The sequence below is a fragment of the Nocardioides marinisabuli genome, from assembly GCF_013466785.1.
GTDB classification, from domain to species: domain Bacteria; phylum Actinomycetota; class Actinomycetes; order Propionibacteriales; family Nocardioidaceae; genus Nocardioides; species Nocardioides marinisabuli.
The window spans coordinates 2,462,749-2,479,713 of the sequence record NZ_CP059163.1 but is presented as its reverse complement, the minus strand read 5'-3'; the positions used below and the strand labels follow the sequence as shown (position 1 = coordinate 2,479,713).

Here is a 16,965-nt window from a genome sequence, read left to right as displayed (position 1 = left end):
CCTCATCCTCGCAGCGGGCGGCGTGCGACCGGCGATCAGTACCAGTTGTTGGCCTGCTTGAAGGACCAGGCGCTGCAGGGGGAGCCGTAGGAGTCCTGGATGTAGCCGAGACCCCAGCGGATCTGGCTCTCCGCGGAGGTCATGTAGTCGGCCGGCAGGTCGTGCAGCTGGGTCAGCGCCTGCGGGATGCCGTACGCCGACGAGGTGGGGTTGTCGGCGTCGACCTCCCAGTCGCTCTCGCTGACCCACAGCGCGTCGAGGCAGCCGAACTGGTCGTCGGAGAAGCCGAAGTCGTCGAGCAGGGCCCGCCCGATCTCGCGCGGGTCGGCGTCGGCGAGGCGCTCGGACTGCGTCATGGCCTGCCCGTCGGTGGTCGAGAGCTCCGCCTTCTTGGCCGGGTCCGCCTCCTCGCGCCGGTCGGTGCGCGAGACGACCTCCTCGCGCTCGCCCAGGATGACCTCGCGGTCGGCGGCCGAGACGACGTCGGCGGCCAGCGGCACGATCGAGGCCGGGGTCTCGGCGCCGGCGGTGGTCGAGGCCCCGCCCAGGACGCCGCCGGTCACCGCAGCGCCGGTCGCCCCGACCGCCATCGTCGACATCACGATGGTCGAGCGCAGCGCCACGCGGGGCGCGGCGGTGGCACGGTGGGACTTCGGGGCGGCGTGCTTGCCGACGTACTTGGGCTTCTTCGACACAGGGGAGGGCTCGCGATGCTCGAGGACAGGACTGCGGCGCCAGGCACCGGGGCCGGGCACCGCCGTGACCCGACGGGGGAAGGACGAGGTCACGAAACGATCACGGGCCACTGTGCAGGAGCCGCCACGGCCACGCAAACCGAACGGCGGAACCTGTGGGGCGGATCTCGCCGCGTCACGGCAGATCCGCCCCACAGGCCACAGCAGCCTCAGCAGGCCCTACAGAGTGACGTTCTCCAGCATCTCGGTGACCAGCGCCGCGATCGGGGAGCGCTCGGAGCGGGTCAGGGTCACGTGCGCGAAGAGCGGGTGGCCCTTGAGCTTGTCGATGACCGCCACCACGCCGTCGTGGCGACCCACGCGCAGGTTGTCGCGCTGGGCCACGTCGTGGGTCAGCACCACCTTCGAGTTGGCCCCGATGCGCGAGAGCACCGTCAACAGCACGTTGCGCTCCAGCGACTGCGCCTCGTCGACGATGACGAACGCGTCGTGCAACGAGCGGCCACGGATGTGGGTCAGCGGCAGCACCTCGAGCATGCCCTGGGCCAGGATCTCGTCGACGACCTCGCGCGAGGTCATCGCCCCCAGGGTGTCGAAGACCGCCTGGCCCCACGGCGACATCTTCTCCGACTCCGAGCCCGGCAGGTAGCCCAGCTCCTGGCCGCCGACGGCGAAGAGCGGACGGAAAACCACGACCTTCTGGTGCTGGCGGCGCTCCAGCACGGCCTCCAGACCTGCGCACAGCGCCATCGCCGACTTGCCGGTGCCGGCGCGGCCGCCCAGCGACACGATGCCGACCTCGGGATCGAGCAGCAGCTCGAGGGCGACCCGCTGCTCGGCCGAGCGGCCGTGGATGCCGAAGGCCTCACGGTCGCCACGCACCAGGTGCACCCGCTTGTCGGCGCCCACCCGACCCAGGGCGGTGCCCCGCTCCGAGAGCATCACCAGTCCCTGGTGGCAGGGCAGGTCGCGGGCCTCGTCGAGGTCGATCACGCCGTCCTCGTAGAGCACGTCGATGTCGGCGGCGGGCACGTCGAGCTCGGCCATCCCCGAGTAGCCGGTGTCGGACTCCGAGATCGCCTCGCCGCGGTACTCCTCGGCGTCCAGCCCGACCGCCGAGGCCTTGATGCGCAGCGGCAGGTCCTTGGAGACCAGGGTGACGTCGGCGCCCTCGTCGGCGAGGTTCTTGGCGACCGCGAGGATGCGGGTGTCGTTGTCCCCGAGCCGGAAGCCCGAGGGCAGCGCCGCGGGGTCGGTGTGGTTGAGCTCGACCCGCACGCTGCCCCCCTCCTCCCCCACCGGCACCGGGGCGTCGAGGCGGCCGTGGGAGACCCGCAGCTCGTCGAGGGCGCGCAGCGCGGCGCGCGCGAAGTAGCCGAGCTCGGGGTGGTGGCGCTTGCCCTCGAGCTCGGTGATGACGACGACGGGCAGCACGACCTCGTGCTCCGCGAAGCGCCGCAGCGCCCCGGGGTCGGCCAGCAGGACGCTGGTGTCGAGGACGTAGGTGCGCGCGGTGTGAAGCGACTGCGACTGCTGCGACGTGACCTTGGTCGGCACGGTTACCCCTCACGGGTCGCGGCGCGCACTCGTCGCCCGGCCCTAGTACCTGATCTCGGACCGGGAGGGGACCCGAAGACGGGAGTGCCCGCCTCCGTCCGCGCGCCAGGCGCGGGCCTGACGTGCGGTGCAGTCGTGAACGTCCACGAGCGGGCCTCCAGGTGCGGTGAGCTTCCCCACTCACCGATGACCACGAACCTACGCCGGGCCCGGGGAGGATCCGGGCAACACGCCGGTACGCCGCGTCGAGCGGCCGGTGAACACCCGGTGGCGGCCCCGCCGTTGGTCGAGCAGCGAGGGCCCGCCGTTGGTCGAGCAGCGAGGGCCGAAGGCTCGAGCGTCGCCGAGACCCCGCAACCACACGACGTACGACGAGCACGGGGCCGCGACGCGGAGTGGTCACTGGTGACAGCTCGGACCATGGCTGACGTGTCGTCTGTGACCACTGTGCGCGACGCACGACCGACGCGCCGCTCACCGGGCCTCGACGACGCTCCTCGCTGGCGCTCGTCCCTGCTCGACCAACGAACGCCGCCGTTGGTCGAGCAGCGAGGGCCGAAGGCTCGAGCGTCGCCGAGACCCCGCAACCACACGACGTACGAGCACGGGGCCGCGACGCAGAGTGGTCACTGGTGACAGCCAGGAGCCTCGCCGACATGTCGTCTGTGACCACTGTGCGCGACGCACGGCCGACGCGCCGGTCAGGTGCCGTGCCGGCGCTCGCGCAGGGCGTAGGCGCGGATGGCGCGCAGGAAGTCGACGCGGCGGAACTCGGGCCAGTAGGCCTCGCAGAAGTAGAACTCCGAGCGCGCGCTCTGCCAGAGCAGGAAGCCGCCGAGGCGCTGCTCGCCGCTGGTGCGGATCACCAGGTCGGGGTCGGGCTGGCCGCGGGTGTAGAGGTGCGAGCCGATCATGTCGACGTCGACGATGCCGGCCAGCTCCTCGAGCGAGGTGCCCTTCTCGGCGTGCTCGAGCAGCAGCGAGCGCACGGCGTCGGCGATCTCGCGCCGCCCGCCGTACGGGACGGCGATGTTGACCAGCATCCCGTCGACGTCGCGGGTGGCCTCCTCGGCCGCCTTGAGCCGTTCGGCGGTCTCGGTCGGCAGCAGGTCGAGGGCACCCACGGGGTGCAGCCGCCAGCGGCGCTGCACCGCCAGGGAGTCGACGGCGTCGGCGATGATCTGCAGCAGCGGCTCGAGCTCGGCGGCCGGCCGGTTGAGGTTGTCGGTCGAGAGCAGCCACAGGGTGACGACCTCGATGCCGACCTCGTCGCACCAGCCCAGCAGCGGCTCGATGTTGGCGGCGCCGGCCCGGTGGCCGTGGGCGGTGTCGTGGCCCACGGCCCTCGCCCAGCGCCGGTTGCCGTCGAGCATCACCCCGACGTGGCGCGGCAGGTTCTCGGGCAGCCGGCGCAGCAGTCGTGCCTCGTACGCCGGGTAGAGCACCCGACGCACGCCCCGCTTCCAGTCCGCCACCTGCTCAGGCTACGGCCTGGGCGCCCCGGTCCGTGACCGACACGTGATGTTCACCGCGCAGCGGGACCGAGCCGACGCGTGACCTGGGCGCAGGCGGTAGGTTGTCCCGGCATGAGCGCCCATCTCCCCGAGTCGGTCCGGCAGAGCGTCGATCACCTCCAGGAGTCGGTGCACCACAAGCTCAACGAGATCAAGCCCAAGCTGCGCGGCTGGCTGCACCTGGCCACGGCGCCGCTGACGCTGGCGGCCGGCATCGTCCTGGTGGCCCTCTCCCCCGACACCACCACCCGCATCGGCTCGGCGGTCTTCACCGGCTCGGCGCTGCTGCTCTTCACGGTCTCGGCGATCTACCACACCGGCACCTGGTCGCCGCGCACATGGGCGTTCCTGCGCCGCTTCGACCACTCCAACATCTTCGTGCTCATCGCCGGCTCCTACACGCCGCTGGCGCTGATCCTGCTGCAGGGCACCGAACGGGTCGTGCTGCTCACCACGGTGTGGACCTGTGCGGTGCTGGGCGTGCTGTTCCGGGTCTTCTGGACCGATGCGCCGCGCTGGCTCTACACCCCGATCTACATCGCGATGGGCTGGTCGGCGCTCTTCTTCATCCCAGGCTTCATCGACGGCGCCACCTCGCGGCTCGGCACCGGCATGGCCATCGGCGTGCTCGTGCTGATCGCGGTCGGCGGCCTGCTCTACACGCTCGGCGGGGCGGTCTACGGCTTCAAGTTCCCCAACCCCAGCCCCCGCTGGTTCGGGTTCCACGAGGTCTTCCACACCTTCACGATCCTGGCCTTCATCACCCACTACATCGGGGTCTCGCTGGCGACCTACTCGCTGCGCTGAGCCGGCAGCCCCGGGGCGGACGTCGTCCCGCGCACCACCAGCTCGGTCGACAGCTCGACGTGGTGGGCCACGGCCGGGTCCTCCCCCTGGCCCGGCCGGTCGGGCGCCATCAGGTCGAGCACCTGCCGGGCGGCGTACCGGCCCTGCTCGACGACGGGCTGGCGGATCGTGGTCAGGTCGAAGAACGAGGCCATCTCGTGGTCGTCGACCCCGACGACCGACAGGTCCTCGGGCACCCGCAGCCCCGCGTCGCGAGCCGCGCGCAGCACCCCGAAGGCCATCTCGTCGGAGGCGCAGAACACCGCGGTCGGGCGCGGTGCGAGCTCGACCAGGCGCCGCCCGGCCGCGACCCCGCCGTCGAGCGTGAACTGACCTTCGAGCTCGAGCTCCGGGTCGTGCTCGATGCCGGCGTCGCGCAGGCTGTCGCGGTAGCCCCGCACCCGCGCACGGGGCGTGGCCAGGCTGATGCCGGTGTCGTGGATCATGCCGACGTAGGCGATGCGGCGGTGCCCCAGCGCGAGCAGGTGCTCCACGCCGGTGCGCGCGACCAGCTCGTCGTCGACGCGCACGCTGGGCCACTGGGCGATCCGGGCGCCCACCGTCACGACCGGCATCCCCTGGCTGCTGAGCCAGTGCACCTCCTGCGGCGTGGGGCCCAGCCCGACCACCAGCAGGGCGTCGACGCGCTTGGTCAGCAGGTGGGTGCCGAGCACCCGGCGCCGCGCCTCCTCGTCGTCGTTGAGGTTGTAGAGCAGCACGTCGTAGCCGCGCTCGCGCAGCACCTGCTCGGCCCCCGAGATCACCGTGGCGAAGAACCAGCGGGTCACGAAGAGCACCACGATCGCCACCGTGCGCGTCTGGCCGCCGCTGGCCAGCCCGACCGCGTGAGGTGAGGGCACGTAGCCCAGCCGCACGGCCGCCTCCATCACCCGCTGCCGGGTCTCCTCCGAGACGCGCGGCAGCCCGCGCAGCGCGCGCGAGACGGTCGCGGTGGAGACGCCCGTCTCCCTGGCGAGGTCGTGGATGCTGGTCATGCCGCCTCCCGATTGTACCGGTCAACCACCTGGTCTACCGTAGGCGCATGAGCACGCCCTCCCGTCTGCCCGCCGCCCACGCCGACCTCGAACTCGGCACCGCCACCGCGTCGTACCAGGTGGAGGGGGGCGCGACCGAGGACGGCCGTGGCCCCTCGATCTGGGACACGTTCTCCGCTCGTCCCGGCGCGATCGCCGACGCCAGCGACGGCTCCGTGGCCTGCGACTCCTACCACCGCTACGCCGAGGACGCCGACCTCGTCGCCGGGCTCGGCGTCGACTGGTACCGCTTCTCGATCGCCTGGCCCCGGGTGCAGCCCGAGGGCCGCGGCCGCGTCGAGACCCGCGGCCTCGACTACTACGACCGCCTGGTCGACAGCCTGCTCGAGCGCGGCGTGAAGCCCACCGCCACGCTCTACCACTGGGACCTGCCCCAGGCCCTCGAGGACCAGGGGGGCTGGCTCGAGCGCGGCACCGCCGAGGCGTTCGCCGACTACGCCGAGATCGTCCACGAGCGCCTCGGCGACCGCGTCGGCCTGTGGGCCACCCACAACGAGCCGTGGTGCGCGGCCTACCTGGGCTACTCCGCCGGCGTCCACGCCCCCGGTCGCCAGGAGGGCGGCGCCGCCCACCGGGCGGCCCACCACCTGGTCCTCGGGCACGCGATGGCCGCCGAGCGGATGCGCGCCGCCGGCGCACACGACGTCGGCATCGTGCTCAACCTCGCCCCCGTGTGGGCGGAGCGGCCCGAGGCCGCCGACGTCGCAGACGGGGTCGACGCGATCCGCAACCGGGTCTGGCTCGCCCCCCTCGTCGACGGCGCGTACGACGACGGCCTGCTGCGGGTGGCCCCCGAGCTGGCCGACCCCGAGCTGGTCCGCGACGGCGACCTGGCGCTGATGCAGGGCTCGGCCGACTGGATCGGCATCAACTACTACACCCCCGTGCGACCCGACGTCGCCGGCACGAGCGCCGGTGACGAGCACCCCGAGGGCGGTGCCTACCCCGGCGTCGCCCCCTTCACCCTGGTCGAACGCGACCCGCGCACCGACATCGGCTGGGAGATCGACGCCTCGGGCCTCGAGGAGCTGCTGGTCGAGACCCACCGCCGCACCGGGCTGCCGCTGCTGGTGATGGAGAACGGCGCGGCCTGCGCCGACGACCGGGTCGAGGAGGGCCGGGTCGCCGACCAGGACCGCATCGACTACCTGCGCGACCACCTGGCCGCCACCGAGGCGGCGCGGGCGGCCGGCGCCGACGTGCGCGCCTACGTGGTCTGGACGCTGCTCGACAACTTCGAGTGGGCCTACGGCTACACGAAGACGTTCGGGCTCGTCCACATCGACCCCGCCGACCAGACGCGCACGCCCAAGGCGTCGTACGACTGGCTGGCGGGCGTCGCCCGCGACCGCAGCAGGCGCCGCACCAGCGGCCCTGCCTGACCCGCTCGCCTCCCCCCGGTCCGGGGGGAGGCTCATCCCTTCACACTGCCGGCGAGCAGCCCGCGCACGAAGTAGCGCTGCAGGCCCAGGAACACCGCGAGCGGGATGACGAGCGAGACGAAGGCGCCCGCGGAGAGCAGGTGCCAGTCCTCTCCTCGTTGACCCACCAGGTTGACCAGCTTGACCGTCAGTGGCGCGACGTCCGGCCCGCTGAAGACCAGGGCGACCAGCAGGTCGTTCCACACCCACAGGAACTGGAAGATGCCGAACGCCGCGATCGCCGGCGCCATCAGCGGCAGCATGATGCGGGTGAAGATCTCGACGTGGCCGGCGCCGTCGACGCGCGCCGACTCGATGAGCTCGCCGGGGATCTCGCGCATGAAGTTGTGCAGCAGGAAGATCGCCAGCGGCATCGCGAAGATCGCGTGCGAGAGCCACAGCTCGTAGAGACCGCCCGCGGGCGCGTCCCGCCCGGCCAGCGGCCGCAGGTTGAACGGCGGTGAGGTGTAGAGCGAGAGCAGCGGGATCAGGGTGACCTGGATCGGCACGATCTGCAGCGCGAACATCGCCACGAAGAGCGCGTCACGACCCTTGAACTTCATCCAGGCGAACGCGTACGCCGCCAGGGTCGCCAGCGTGATCGGGATCAGCACGCCCGGGATGGTGATGACGATGGTGTTGACCAGGAACGTCATCAGCCCGGCGTTGCCCTCGCCCGAGAGCACCTCGCGGTAGTTGTCGAGGGTGAAGCTGGGGTCGGTGACGACGTTCCACCACCCGGTGGTCTTGGCGTCGGTCTCGGGCCGGAACGAGGAGACGAACAGACCGAAGGTCGGCAGCGTCCAGAGCAGCGCGATCACCAGGCTGATGGCGGAGGCGGTGCGGCCGCTGAGGCCGTCGCGGGCCGCCGAGGCGGCCGACTTGGAGCCCTTCTTCCGGCCGGTCTCCGGGCCCGGGGTCTGCTCGACCATGGCGGGCTCGGGGGTGGGGGTCGTGGTCATCGTGCCTCCAGCCGACGCATCTGACGGACGTTGTAGATGATGATCGGGGTGACCAGCGCGAAGATCACCACGGCCAGCGCCGCTGCGAGGCCCTGGTTGAGCGAGACGAAGTACTGGAAGTAGTACTCGTAGGCCAGCACGCTGGTGTCGAAGCGACCACCGGTCGAGGTCTGCACGATGTCGAAGACCTTGAGCGTGCCGATGCTGATCGTGGTGAGCACGACGATCAGCGAGGGGCGGATGCTGGGCACGGTGATGAAGAAGAACATCTTCAGCCCGCTCACCCCGTCGAGGCTGGCGGCCTCGACGATGTCGTCAGGGATCGCCTTGATCGAGGCGGAGAGGATCGTCATCGCGAACCCGGCCTGGATCCAGATCAGGATCACGATCAGGAAGAGCGTGTTCCACGGCGCGTAGAACAAGAAGTTGTAGGTCTCGAAGCCGAGGGCCTTGAGGACACCGTTGAGCAGACCGATCTGCTCGTTCTCGGTGCCCTTGTACTCGTAGACGAACTTCCAGATGATCGAGGCGCCCACCAGCGAGATCGCCATCGGCAGGAAGACCAGCGCCTTGGCCAGCTTCTCGAAGCGGGACCGGTCCACCAGCACCGCGTAGACCAGGCCGATGAAGGTGGAGAGCGTCGGGACGAGCAGCACCCACAGCATGGTGTTGCGCAGCACGGTCAGCAGGCTGGAGTTGGTGAAGATGTCGACGTAGTTGTCGAACCCCACGAAGTTGTCGCCGTTGGCGCCGAAGAACGACTGGTAGGCCGTCTTGAGGGCCGGGTACAGCAGCCCCACCGCGACCAGGAAGAGCGCCGGACCGACGAAGGCCACGGCCTGGACCCGTTCGCCGTTGCGCGATTTCAGTCGAGCCGTCAGGAGCAGGATGGCGGCCATCACGCCCACGAACAGGGCGATGGCGATCACCATCTGGATGAGCTTCTCGGGAGTCGTCACGTCCTACCCACACCTTTCTCGCGCACCGACCGAGGGGCCGTACGCCGGGTCGCGGGGGTGCCGCGACCCGGCGTACGGGTCGTCTCGATCAGTTCGGCCAGGAGTCCTCGATGTTGGCCAGGACGGCCTCGCTGTCGTCCCCGGTGACCCAGGAGGTCATCTCCTTCCAGAAGGAGCCGGCGCCGACGGCGCTGGGCATCTGGTCGGAGCCGTCGAAGCGGAAGACGGCCTCGGGGTCCTGGAAGGTCTCGGCCGACAGGCGGTCGATGGGGTTGTTCAGCAGCTCGACGTCGAGGCCGGTGTTGGCGCTGACCCAGCCACCGTCAGGGGTGGCCTCGGCCTTCTCGTTGGCCCACACGTCGCTGGAGAGGTAGGTCTGGAAGGCCTGCACCTCCGGGCGGTCGTCGAAGGCGACGGTGAACTCGCCGCCACCGAGCACCGGGCGACCGTTGTCCTCGTTGGTGGTGGGCAGGTAGAAGGCGAAGATCTTGCCGTCCTCGGAGATGTCGGTGCCCTCAGGCCACTGGGCGGCGTAGAAGCTCGCCTGGCGGTGCATCGCGCAGTCACCCTTGAGGATCGGCAGGCCGCCGTCCTGGAAGGTGGTCGTGGCGATGGAGTTCACGTCACCGTGACCGCCGTTGACGAAGTCGGGGTTCTTGACGATGTCGCCGACCCGGTCGAGCGACTCGACGACCTGCGGGTCGTCGAAGGGGATCTCGTGCTCGACCCACTGGTCGTAGACGTCGGGGCCCGCGTCGCGCAGCAGCGCGTCCTCGAGCCAGTCGGTGAGCACCCAGCCGGTGCCCTCGCCGGACTCGATGCCCACGCACCAGGGCTTGGTGCCGCTGGCGGCGATGTCCTCGGAGAGCGCGACCATGTCGTCCCAGGTCTCGGGGACCTCCCAGCCGTTCTCCTGGAACATCTTGGGCGAGTACCAGACGAACGACTTCACGTTGGCGCCCAGCGGGGCGGCGTAGAAGGTGTCGTCGACCGTGCCGTAGCCCTTCCAGTCCTCGCCCCACCACTCGTCGACGTTGTCGGCGGTCGGCTCGGGAGCCGGCACCACGGAACCGGTGTCGACCAGGGTGCCGAGCAGGCCCGGCTGCGGGACGTAGGCGATGTCGGGGGCGTTGCCGCCACGCACGCGCACGATCAGCTGGGTCTCGAACTGGTTGGAGCCCTCGTAGGCGACCTCGGCCCCGGTGCACTCGGTGAACTTCTCGTAGGAGGCTTTGTGGGCCGCGTCCTCCGGCGCGATGATCGAGGTGTAGACCGAGACCTCGGTGCCGGTGAGGTCACCGAACTGGGTCAGGTCCTCACAGCCCTCGACGCCCTCGCCCGGCGAGGTGCCCTCGGCGGTCTGTACCTCGTTGCTGGCCGGGTCGCTGGCGCAACCGGCCAGGACGATGCCGGTGGCGATGGCCGCGATCGTCGCGTGCCTGATCTTGCGTGAGCGCATCTGGGGTCCCCTTCTCTGACGTGCTCCGGACAGTGGTGCTTAGATGATGCAAGCGTTTACGCACCGTCCGCGTCAAGGATTCCCGGGTCACGACTCTGTAACGCAGGTCACACGTCGGTGGCTGGTCTGGACCAGCCAGCGTGTCGAGGCAGGGACCGACGCTCAGACCTCGCTGCTGAGCACCGTCTCGCCCTCGGCGTCGGTGACCACCACGGCCACCACCTCGGGGCGCAGCAGCGCCGACTGCAGCTGGCAGCTCATCTCCGCGGCGCCGGTGCCGAGGAACTCCCCCGCCGGCGTCAGCCGACCCCCGGAGTCGCGGAAGGCGGCCCGGTAGACCACGCCCTCCTCGAAGCCCGTCCCCACGAAGCGCAGCTCGGTGCCCCAGGTGTGTGCGACCAGGCCCGCGCTCTCGAGCTCAATGCCGCCCTCCCCCTGCTGCCCCGGCCCGTCGACCTCGAGGCTGATCGCCTCCAGCGGCACGGCGGGCGGCTGCGGTGCGCTGGCCCGGCCCAGGGCGATCCCCGAGGCGAGCGCCACCACGACCACGGCGGCGGCCGCGGCCAGCAGCGTCGTACGACGCCGGGAGCGGTGGCGGGCGGCCGCGCGCTCGTCCTCGCGCGCGCGGGCCTCCCGCGCGGCCCGCTCGGCGGCGACCCCGCTGTGGATGCGGGCGCCCAGGTCGCCCGCCGGCGAGGGCCGCTCGTCGAGGTGGGTGGGGTCGACGGCGTCGAGCCGGGCCACCAGGGGCTCGAGCTCGGCGACCTCGGCGCGGCACCCGGCGCAGCCGTCGAGGTGCGCACGCACCGCGTCGGCCTCCGGCGCGACGAGGTGGCCGAGCACGTGCGCCCCCAGCAGCTCGCGCAGGCGCTCGTGCTGCTCCTGCTGCCCGTGCTCATGGGCGTCGTTCACGGCGCCACCCCCATCTCGTCCATCGCGGCGCGCAGCGCCTTGAGCCCGTAGAAGACGCGGCTGCGCAGCGTGCCCACGGGCACCCCCAGCTCGGCGGCGACCTCGTCGTAGGGCCGCTCGCGCAGGTGGGTCTGCACGATGGCCACCCGGTGCTGCTCGCTCAGGCGCAGCAGCGCCTCCTCGACGACCCACTGTCCCACCAGTCGCTCGGAGGGGTCGCCCGCGGGGCCGCCGGCGTCGTGCACCGCGGCCTGCACCGCCTCGTCACCGGCCAGCGCCGACTGCCAGGGCCGCACCCGGGCGGCACGCACGTGGTCGATCACGGCGTTGCGCGCGATCCCGAAGAGCCACACCCGCAGCGACGCGAGGCCCGGGTCGTAGCGCTCGGCGTGGCGCCAGGCCTTGAGGAAGGTCTCCTGGGTGACGTCCTCGGCCGCCCCGGGGTCGCCGAGGGAGCGCAGCACGAAGCGGTAGATCTCCGGGCCGTGCTGCAGGTAGGCGGCGTGGACGCCGTCCTCGTCACCCAGCCCCACCTCAGGCCGCGCGTCGGCCCGCGGCTCAGCCGTCCGTGCCGCTCTCGTCCTCCGAGCACCCGCCCACCCCTCGACCTGCGTCCCCATGAAGATCGCGCCGCCCTCTCCAGGACCCGTCGCGCCCATCCCTGTCGATGAGTACGGCGGCCGCCTGCTCGCCGTTCATTCGGAACCACCAGCCGCAGGGATGGCCCCACCGCGAGCCGGCACAGATCCGGGCCGGCTGGGATTTCTTGCGCGCCGGGTGAACGCGGGTGCCGCGGGCGGCGTACCCACCCCTGACGCACCACCGCGCCCCGGGTCGGGGCGCGCCAGCGCGGCCAGGCGGTCGCACCCCAGAGAAGGGCACGACATGACGACACCCAGGACCCGAGGCGCGCGGCTGCTCAGCGGCGCCGCGGCCGGAGCGCTCGCGCTGGCCGCGGTCGCGGCCACCCCCAGCCTCGCGCAGGCGGCCGAGCGGCCCGCCGCGGAGCGATCCTCGAAGGCCGGCAACGAGGCGGGCCTGCGCGCCGCGGTGGCCAGGGCCAACCGCAAGGACGGCCTCGACCGCCTCAAGCTGCGCGACGACGTGCGCTTCAACGGCCGCCTGGGCGGGGCCATCGAGGTCACCGACGACCTGGTGCTCAACGCCCGTGGCTTCACGATCGACGCCAAGGGCGTCGACCGGATCTTCACCGTGGCCGACGGCGCCCGGCTGGTCGTCAAGAACGCCCGCCTGCGCGGCGGTGCGCCCGCGACCGGCGAGAGCGGCGGCGCGATCCTGGTCAACGGCGAGCTGGTGGTGCGCAACACCTCGATGCTGGCCAACCAGGTCACCGGCACCGGCGCCTCGGGCGGCGCGGTCTTCAACGACGGCGGCAAGGTGCTCATCTCCGACTCGCGGCTGGCGCGCAACACCGCGACCCGCGCGGGCGGTGCGATCGAGGCGGACGAGGGCCTGACCCAGCTCATCGGCACCCGGATGGTCAAGAACTCGACGGGCGACGAGCCCGGCAACGGCGGCGCGCTGCACCTGACCGGCGCCGGCGCGGTCGAGATCACCAGCAGCTGGGTGGGCGGCAACTCCGCCGGCGCCGAGGGCGGCGGCCTGTGGAACTCCGCCGACGGCACGTTCATCGTCGACCGCACCCGCATCGAGGGCAACACCGCCGGTGGCGCCGAGGCCGACCAGGGCGGCGGCGGCATCTACAACGACGGCGGCTTCCTGCAGGTCACCGGCTCGAGCATCACCGGCAACACCGCCACGGGCGCCGCCGGCTCGGGCGGCGGCCTCCTCAACAACCTCGGCACCGTCGAGGTCGTCGAGACCACCGTGGCCGACAACGAGGCGCCCCGCGCCGGTGGCGGCATCGAGGCCAACGGCGGCGACACCACCGTGCGCCGCTCCTCGCTCACCGACAACACCGCCGGCGCGGCCCCCGGCAACGGCGGCGGCCTGCACATCACCGGCACCGGCACCGTCGACGTCGTCGGCTCGGTCGTCAGCGGCAACACCGCCCTCGCCGAGGGCGGCGGGCTGTGGAACAGCGCCGGCGGCGTCTTCACCGTGCGCGGCTCCGAGATCACCGACAACGTCGCCGCGGGCGCGGCCGCCGACCAGGGCGGTGGCGGCCTCTACAACGAGATGGGCGACCTGACCGTGCGCGGCAGCACCGTCACCGGCAACACCGCCCCCGGCGCCGCCGGCTCCGGCGGCGGCATCTTCAACAACCAGGGCACCCTCGCCGTCGTGCAGAGCGACGTCAGCGGCAACGACGCCCAGCGCGCCGGTGGCGCGATCGAGGCGAACGTCGGCACCACCTCGGTGCTGCGCTCCTCGCTCAACGACAACACCGCGGGCGCGGCCCCCGGCAACGGCGGCGCCTTCCACCTCACCGGTGCCGGCGTCGTCGACGTGGCCGGCACCGAGGTCCGCGGCAACAGCGCCAGCGCCGAGGGCGGCGGGCTCTGGAACAGCGCCGGCGGCACCTTCACCGTCACCGGCTCCGAGATCGTCGGCAACACCGCCGGCGGCAACGACGCCGACCAGGGCGGCGGCGGCCTCTACAACGACGGCGGCACCCTGACCCTCCGCGACTCCACGGTCAGCGACAACACCGCCACCGGCACCGCCGGCTCGGGCGGCGGCCTGCTCAACAAGGGCACCCTCGAGGTCGTCGGCACCACGTTCGACGCCAACACCTCGGTGCGTGCCGGTGGCGCGATCGAGACCACCGACGCCACCACGGTGGCCCTGCGTGACGTCGTGATGACCGGCAACGACACCGGCGCCGCGCCCGGCAACGGCGGCGGCCTGCACATCACCGCCGCGGGCGTGGTGACCTACGACGGCGGCCGGGTCACCGGCAACAACGCCGACAACGAGGGCGGCGGGCTGTGGAACAGCGCCACCGGCGTCCTGACCGTCACCGACGTGGTCGTCACGGGCAACACCGCCCCGACCAACCCCGACAACCACAACGACGGCGGCGTGTTCACCATCGATGGCACCCCGGTGCCGGCGACGCCCTGATCACCACCTGATCACCACCTGATCACCACCTGACCCGCCGGCCCGTCCGGGGCGCACGCCCGCCCCCGGACGGGCCGGTGGCACGTCCGGTGGTGCGGCGGGGCCTACTTCAGCTCGGCGGTGAGCAGGTCGCCGGCGAGCTCGGCCAGCGACGGTGCGCTGAGCTCCGGCGCCCGCAGGTACGCCGGGTAGGCACCCCGGCCGCTGCGGTCGACCCAGCCGGTGCGCAGCCCGGCGCGCGCCGCACCGTCGATGTCCCAGGGGTGCACCGCGACCAGCATCGCCTCGTGCGCCTCGACGCCGCACTCCTCCAGCGCGTGCTCGTACGCCGACGCGGCGGGCTTCCACGCCGGCGCGTCCTCGACCGAGAGCAGCAGGTCGAGGTGGTCGCGCAGCCCGGCCCGCTCGAGCAGGCCCTCGGCGACGGAGGTCGAGCCGTTGGTCAGGGTCACGATCCGCAGCCCGGCCGCGCGCAGCGCCCGGATGCCGGGCGGCACGTCGGGGTGCACCCGCAGGGTCGAGAACCGGCCCATCACGGTCTCGACCTTCTGCTCGACCTCCTCCGCGGGGGTGCCGCTCTCGAGCAGCCGCACCCGCAGCGCCCCCGAGGCCACGTCGGCGAACGCCGCGGAGGCGCCGGCCAGGCCGAGGCCGAACCCGTCGCGCAGCACCCCGGCGAACCAGGCCTGGCGCTCGTGGGCGCCGAGGCCCACCTCGACGAAGGCGTCGTCGAGCGGCGAGAGGTCGGAGAGCGTCTCGTTGACGTCGAGGACCACCACGCGCGGCGCACCCTGCTGCTGTCCGGGCTGCGGTGCGGACTGCTGTCCCTGCTGCTGGCTCATCTCTCGACCCTAGCCACGCGGGCGTACCGCCCCACCACCCCGACGGGAGGGCGCGGCGGGCTCCGGGTGCTGACAGACTGCGCCCGTGGTCTCCCCCCTCCTCAACGACAGGTACGAGCTCGGCCCGCTGCTGGGCTCGGGCGGGATGGCCGACGTGCACCGCGCCACCGACCGGCTCCTGGACCGCCAGGTGGCGGTCAAGGTGCTGCGCGACGTCGCCGGCGACCCGACCGACCGCGCCCGCTTCACCTCGGAGGCGCGCACGCTCGCGAACCTCTCCCACCGCGGTCTGGTGACGGTGCTCGACGCCGGCATCGACGAGCAGCACCCGTTCCTGGTCATGGAGCTCGTCGAGGGCCGCTCACTGGCGCGGGCGCTCGACGAGGGGCCGCTGGGCGCCGACGAGACCGCCCGGGTGGGCGCCGAGCTGGCCGCCACCCTGGCCCACACCCACGACCGCGGAGTCGTGCACCGCGACATCAAGCCCGGCAACGTGCTGCTCGGCACCGACCGCCGGGTGAAGCTCGCCGACTTCGGCATCGCCCGACTGATCGGCGACACGGTCAGCCACACCCGCACCGGCACCGCGGTCGGCACCGCCGCCTACCTCTCCCCCGAGCAGGTGCGCGGCGAGCAGGTCACCACCGCCGTCGACGTCTACTCCCTCGGCCTGGTGCTGCTCGAGTCGCTCACCGGCGAGCGTGCCTTCCCCGGCAGCCCCACCGAGTCCGCGCTGGCGCGGCTGCACCGCGACCCGGTCGTGCCCGGCACCCTCGACGAGCGCTGGCAGCGCCTGCTGGTCGCCATGACCGCCGCCGACGCCTCCGCCCGGCCCTCGGCCCACCAGGTCGCCACCTCGCTCGAGGAGCTGCGGACGCCGGCGGAGCCGGCAGCCCAGGCGGCCCCGCCCCGCGACGACCACACCGCGGTGATGACGGCGCCCGTCGCGGTGACCACCCAGGTGCCGGCCGCGGCCCCGGAGGCGTCGGACGCCCCCGAGACGTCGGGCGCCCCCGAGGAGCAGCCGCGCCCGGCGCGGGTGCCGGGCGAGAGCTTCCCCGACCGGGCCGGCGCGGCGATCGCGCACGCCCCGGGCCGGCTGCTGGCCCGGGCCAAGACGATGCCGGCGCACCAGCGCGGTGTCGCCGGCGCGGTCACCGCGATCCTGCTGCTGGTGCTGGTGGCCGGCCTGGCCGCTGGCGAGGACGAGCCGGCCGACCAGCAGCGGGGCCCGCAGCAGGAGCAGCGCCGGTGAGCGCTCCCGACGCCCCGCTCCAGCACGCGGTCGACGTCGCCTGCGACCCGGGGCGCGCCTTCGAGGTCTTCACCGACCTGGGCAGCTGGTGGGACCCCGCCTCGACCCCCGACCCCGAGGCGTTCGCCGGCCCGGAGGTCGTACCGGGCGTCGACGGCGAGGTGGTCCTGCTGGTCGGTGGCGAGCGCCGCCCGCTGGGGCGGGTGACGACCTGGGAGCCCGGGGTCCGCTACGCCCAGACCTACCGGCCGCACTGGTGGCAGCCCACCGACGCGCACCCCACCTGGCTCGACGTCGCGTTCACCGCCGAGGGCGGCGTCTGCCTGGTCGAGTTCCGCCACGGCGGCTGGGACGCCACGAACCTGCACCTGCGCGAGCGCTGCAGCGACTGGCCCGACCTGCTGGGCCGCTTCGCCCGCGCCTGCGTCGGCTGACTCGAG

General features: G+C 72.7%; 15 protein-coding genes. 5 read left to right on the top strand and 10 right to left on the bottom strand.

Annotated elements, in window-relative coordinates:
* Nucleotides 1-35 precede the first annotated feature (35 nt).
* The 3 genes from H0S66_RS11835 to H0S66_RS11825 all read right to left on the bottom strand — a co-directional run bounded on the left by H0S66_RS11835 (nucleotide 36) and on the right by H0S66_RS11825 (nucleotide 3,727).
* A complete protein-coding gene (locus H0S66_RS11835; RefSeq protein ID WP_179615561.1) occupies nucleotides 36-695 on the bottom strand; it encodes an aggregation-promoting factor C-terminal-like domain-containing protein in 660 nt (219 codons plus the stop codon).
* 219 nt (nucleotides 696-914) lie between these two features.
* On the bottom strand, nucleotides 915-2,252 hold the full coding sequence (locus tag H0S66_RS11830) for a PhoH family protein (RefSeq protein ID WP_179615560.1): 1,338 nt from the start codon (nucleotides 2,250-2,252) through the stop codon (nucleotides 915-917).
* Between the two features lie 701 nt (nucleotides 2,253-2,953).
* Nucleotides 2,954-3,727 carry an isoprenyl transferase gene (locus H0S66_RS11825; RefSeq protein WP_179615559.1) on the bottom strand — a complete coding sequence of 258 codons (774 nt, stop codon included), beginning with the start codon at nucleotides 3,725-3,727 and terminating at the stop codon, nucleotides 2,954-2,956.
* Between the two features lie 111 nt (nucleotides 3,728-3,838).
* Between H0S66_RS11825 and trhA the strand changes: the two genes are divergently transcribed.
* Entirely contained in the window at nucleotides 3,839-4,573 is a 735-nt protein-coding gene (gene trhA / locus H0S66_RS11820) for a PAQR family membrane homeostasis protein TrhA (protein ID WP_179615558.1), read from the top strand.
* Here trhA and H0S66_RS11815 read toward each other — a convergent pair.
* Nucleotides 4,558-5,607, bottom strand: coding sequence for a LacI family DNA-binding transcriptional regulator (locus tag H0S66_RS11815; protein WP_179615557.1), 1,050 nt, complete (start codon nucleotides 5,605-5,607; stop codon nucleotides 4,558-4,560). The genes trhA and H0S66_RS11815 overlap by 16 nt on opposite strands.
* 47 nt (nucleotides 5,608-5,654) lie before the next feature.
* Here H0S66_RS11815 and H0S66_RS11810 point away from each other — a divergent pair, with 47 nt between their 5' ends.
* Nucleotides 5,655-7,049, top strand: coding sequence for a GH1 family beta-glucosidase (locus tag H0S66_RS11810; protein WP_179615556.1), 1,395 nt, complete (start codon nucleotides 5,655-5,657; stop codon nucleotides 7,047-7,049).
* Nucleotides 7,050-7,081: 32 nt separating this feature from the next.
* On the opposite strand, the gene H0S66_RS11805 is transcribed toward H0S66_RS11810, so the two are convergent.
* From H0S66_RS11805 to H0S66_RS11785, 5 genes are all read right to left on the bottom strand, one after another.
* The gene (locus H0S66_RS11805) at nucleotides 7,082-8,050 is read right to left on the bottom strand and encodes a carbohydrate ABC transporter permease (RefSeq protein ID WP_179615555.1); all 969 of its coding nucleotides are present in this window, start codon (nucleotides 8,048-8,050) and stop codon (nucleotides 7,082-7,084) included.
* Nucleotides 8,047-9,009, bottom strand: coding sequence for a carbohydrate ABC transporter permease (locus H0S66_RS11800; RefSeq protein WP_219633566.1), 963 nt, complete (start codon nucleotides 9,007-9,009; stop codon nucleotides 8,047-8,049). The genes H0S66_RS11805 and H0S66_RS11800 overlap by 4 nt, the downstream gene beginning before the upstream one ends.
* Nucleotides 9,010-9,097: 88 nt before the next feature.
* Nucleotides 9,098-10,468, bottom strand: coding sequence for an ABC transporter substrate-binding protein (locus tag H0S66_RS11795; protein ID WP_179615554.1), 1,371 nt, complete (start codon nucleotides 10,466-10,468; stop codon nucleotides 9,098-9,100).
* A 162-nt stretch (nucleotides 10,469-10,630) separates the two neighbouring features.
* Nucleotides 10,631-11,380, bottom strand: coding sequence for an anti-sigma factor family protein (locus H0S66_RS11790; RefSeq protein WP_179615553.1), 750 nt, complete (start codon nucleotides 11,378-11,380; stop codon nucleotides 10,631-10,633).
* Complete coding sequence (locus H0S66_RS11785; RefSeq protein ID WP_258016880.1) at nucleotides 11,377-11,913, bottom strand: sigma-70 family RNA polymerase sigma factor; 537 nt, start codon at nucleotides 11,911-11,913, stop codon at nucleotides 11,377-11,379. The genes H0S66_RS11790 and H0S66_RS11785 overlap by 4 nt, the downstream gene beginning before the upstream one ends.
* Nucleotides 11,914-12,265: 352 nt before the next feature.
* On the opposite strand from H0S66_RS11785, the gene H0S66_RS11780 reads away from it, so the two are divergent.
* The gene (locus H0S66_RS11780) at nucleotides 12,266-14,428 is read left to right on the top strand and encodes a hypothetical protein (protein WP_179615551.1); all 2,163 of its coding nucleotides are present in this window, start codon (nucleotides 12,266-12,268) and stop codon (nucleotides 14,426-14,428) included.
* Nucleotides 14,429-14,532: 104 nt separating this feature from the next.
* On the opposite strand, the gene H0S66_RS11775 is transcribed toward H0S66_RS11780, so the two are convergent.
* Nucleotides 14,533-15,270: a haloacid dehalogenase type II gene (locus H0S66_RS11775; RefSeq protein ID WP_179615550.1), complete on the bottom strand. Its 738-nt coding sequence runs from the start codon at nucleotides 15,268-15,270 to the stop codon at nucleotides 14,533-14,535.
* A gap of 85 nt (nucleotides 15,271-15,355) precedes the next feature.
* Between H0S66_RS11775 and H0S66_RS11770 the strand changes: the two genes are divergently transcribed.
* Nucleotides 15,356-16,525, top strand: a complete 1,170-nt coding sequence (locus tag H0S66_RS11770; RefSeq protein WP_179615549.1) for a serine/threonine-protein kinase — start codon at nucleotides 15,356-15,358, stop codon at nucleotides 16,523-16,525.
* Nucleotides 16,522-16,959 carry an SRPBCC family protein gene (locus H0S66_RS11765; RefSeq protein ID WP_179615548.1) on the top strand — a complete coding sequence of 146 codons (438 nt, stop codon included), beginning with the start codon at nucleotides 16,522-16,524 and terminating at the stop codon, nucleotides 16,957-16,959. The genes H0S66_RS11770 and H0S66_RS11765 overlap by 4 nt, the downstream gene beginning before the upstream one ends.
* The last annotated feature ends 6 nt before the right edge of the window (nucleotides 16,960-16,965 follow it).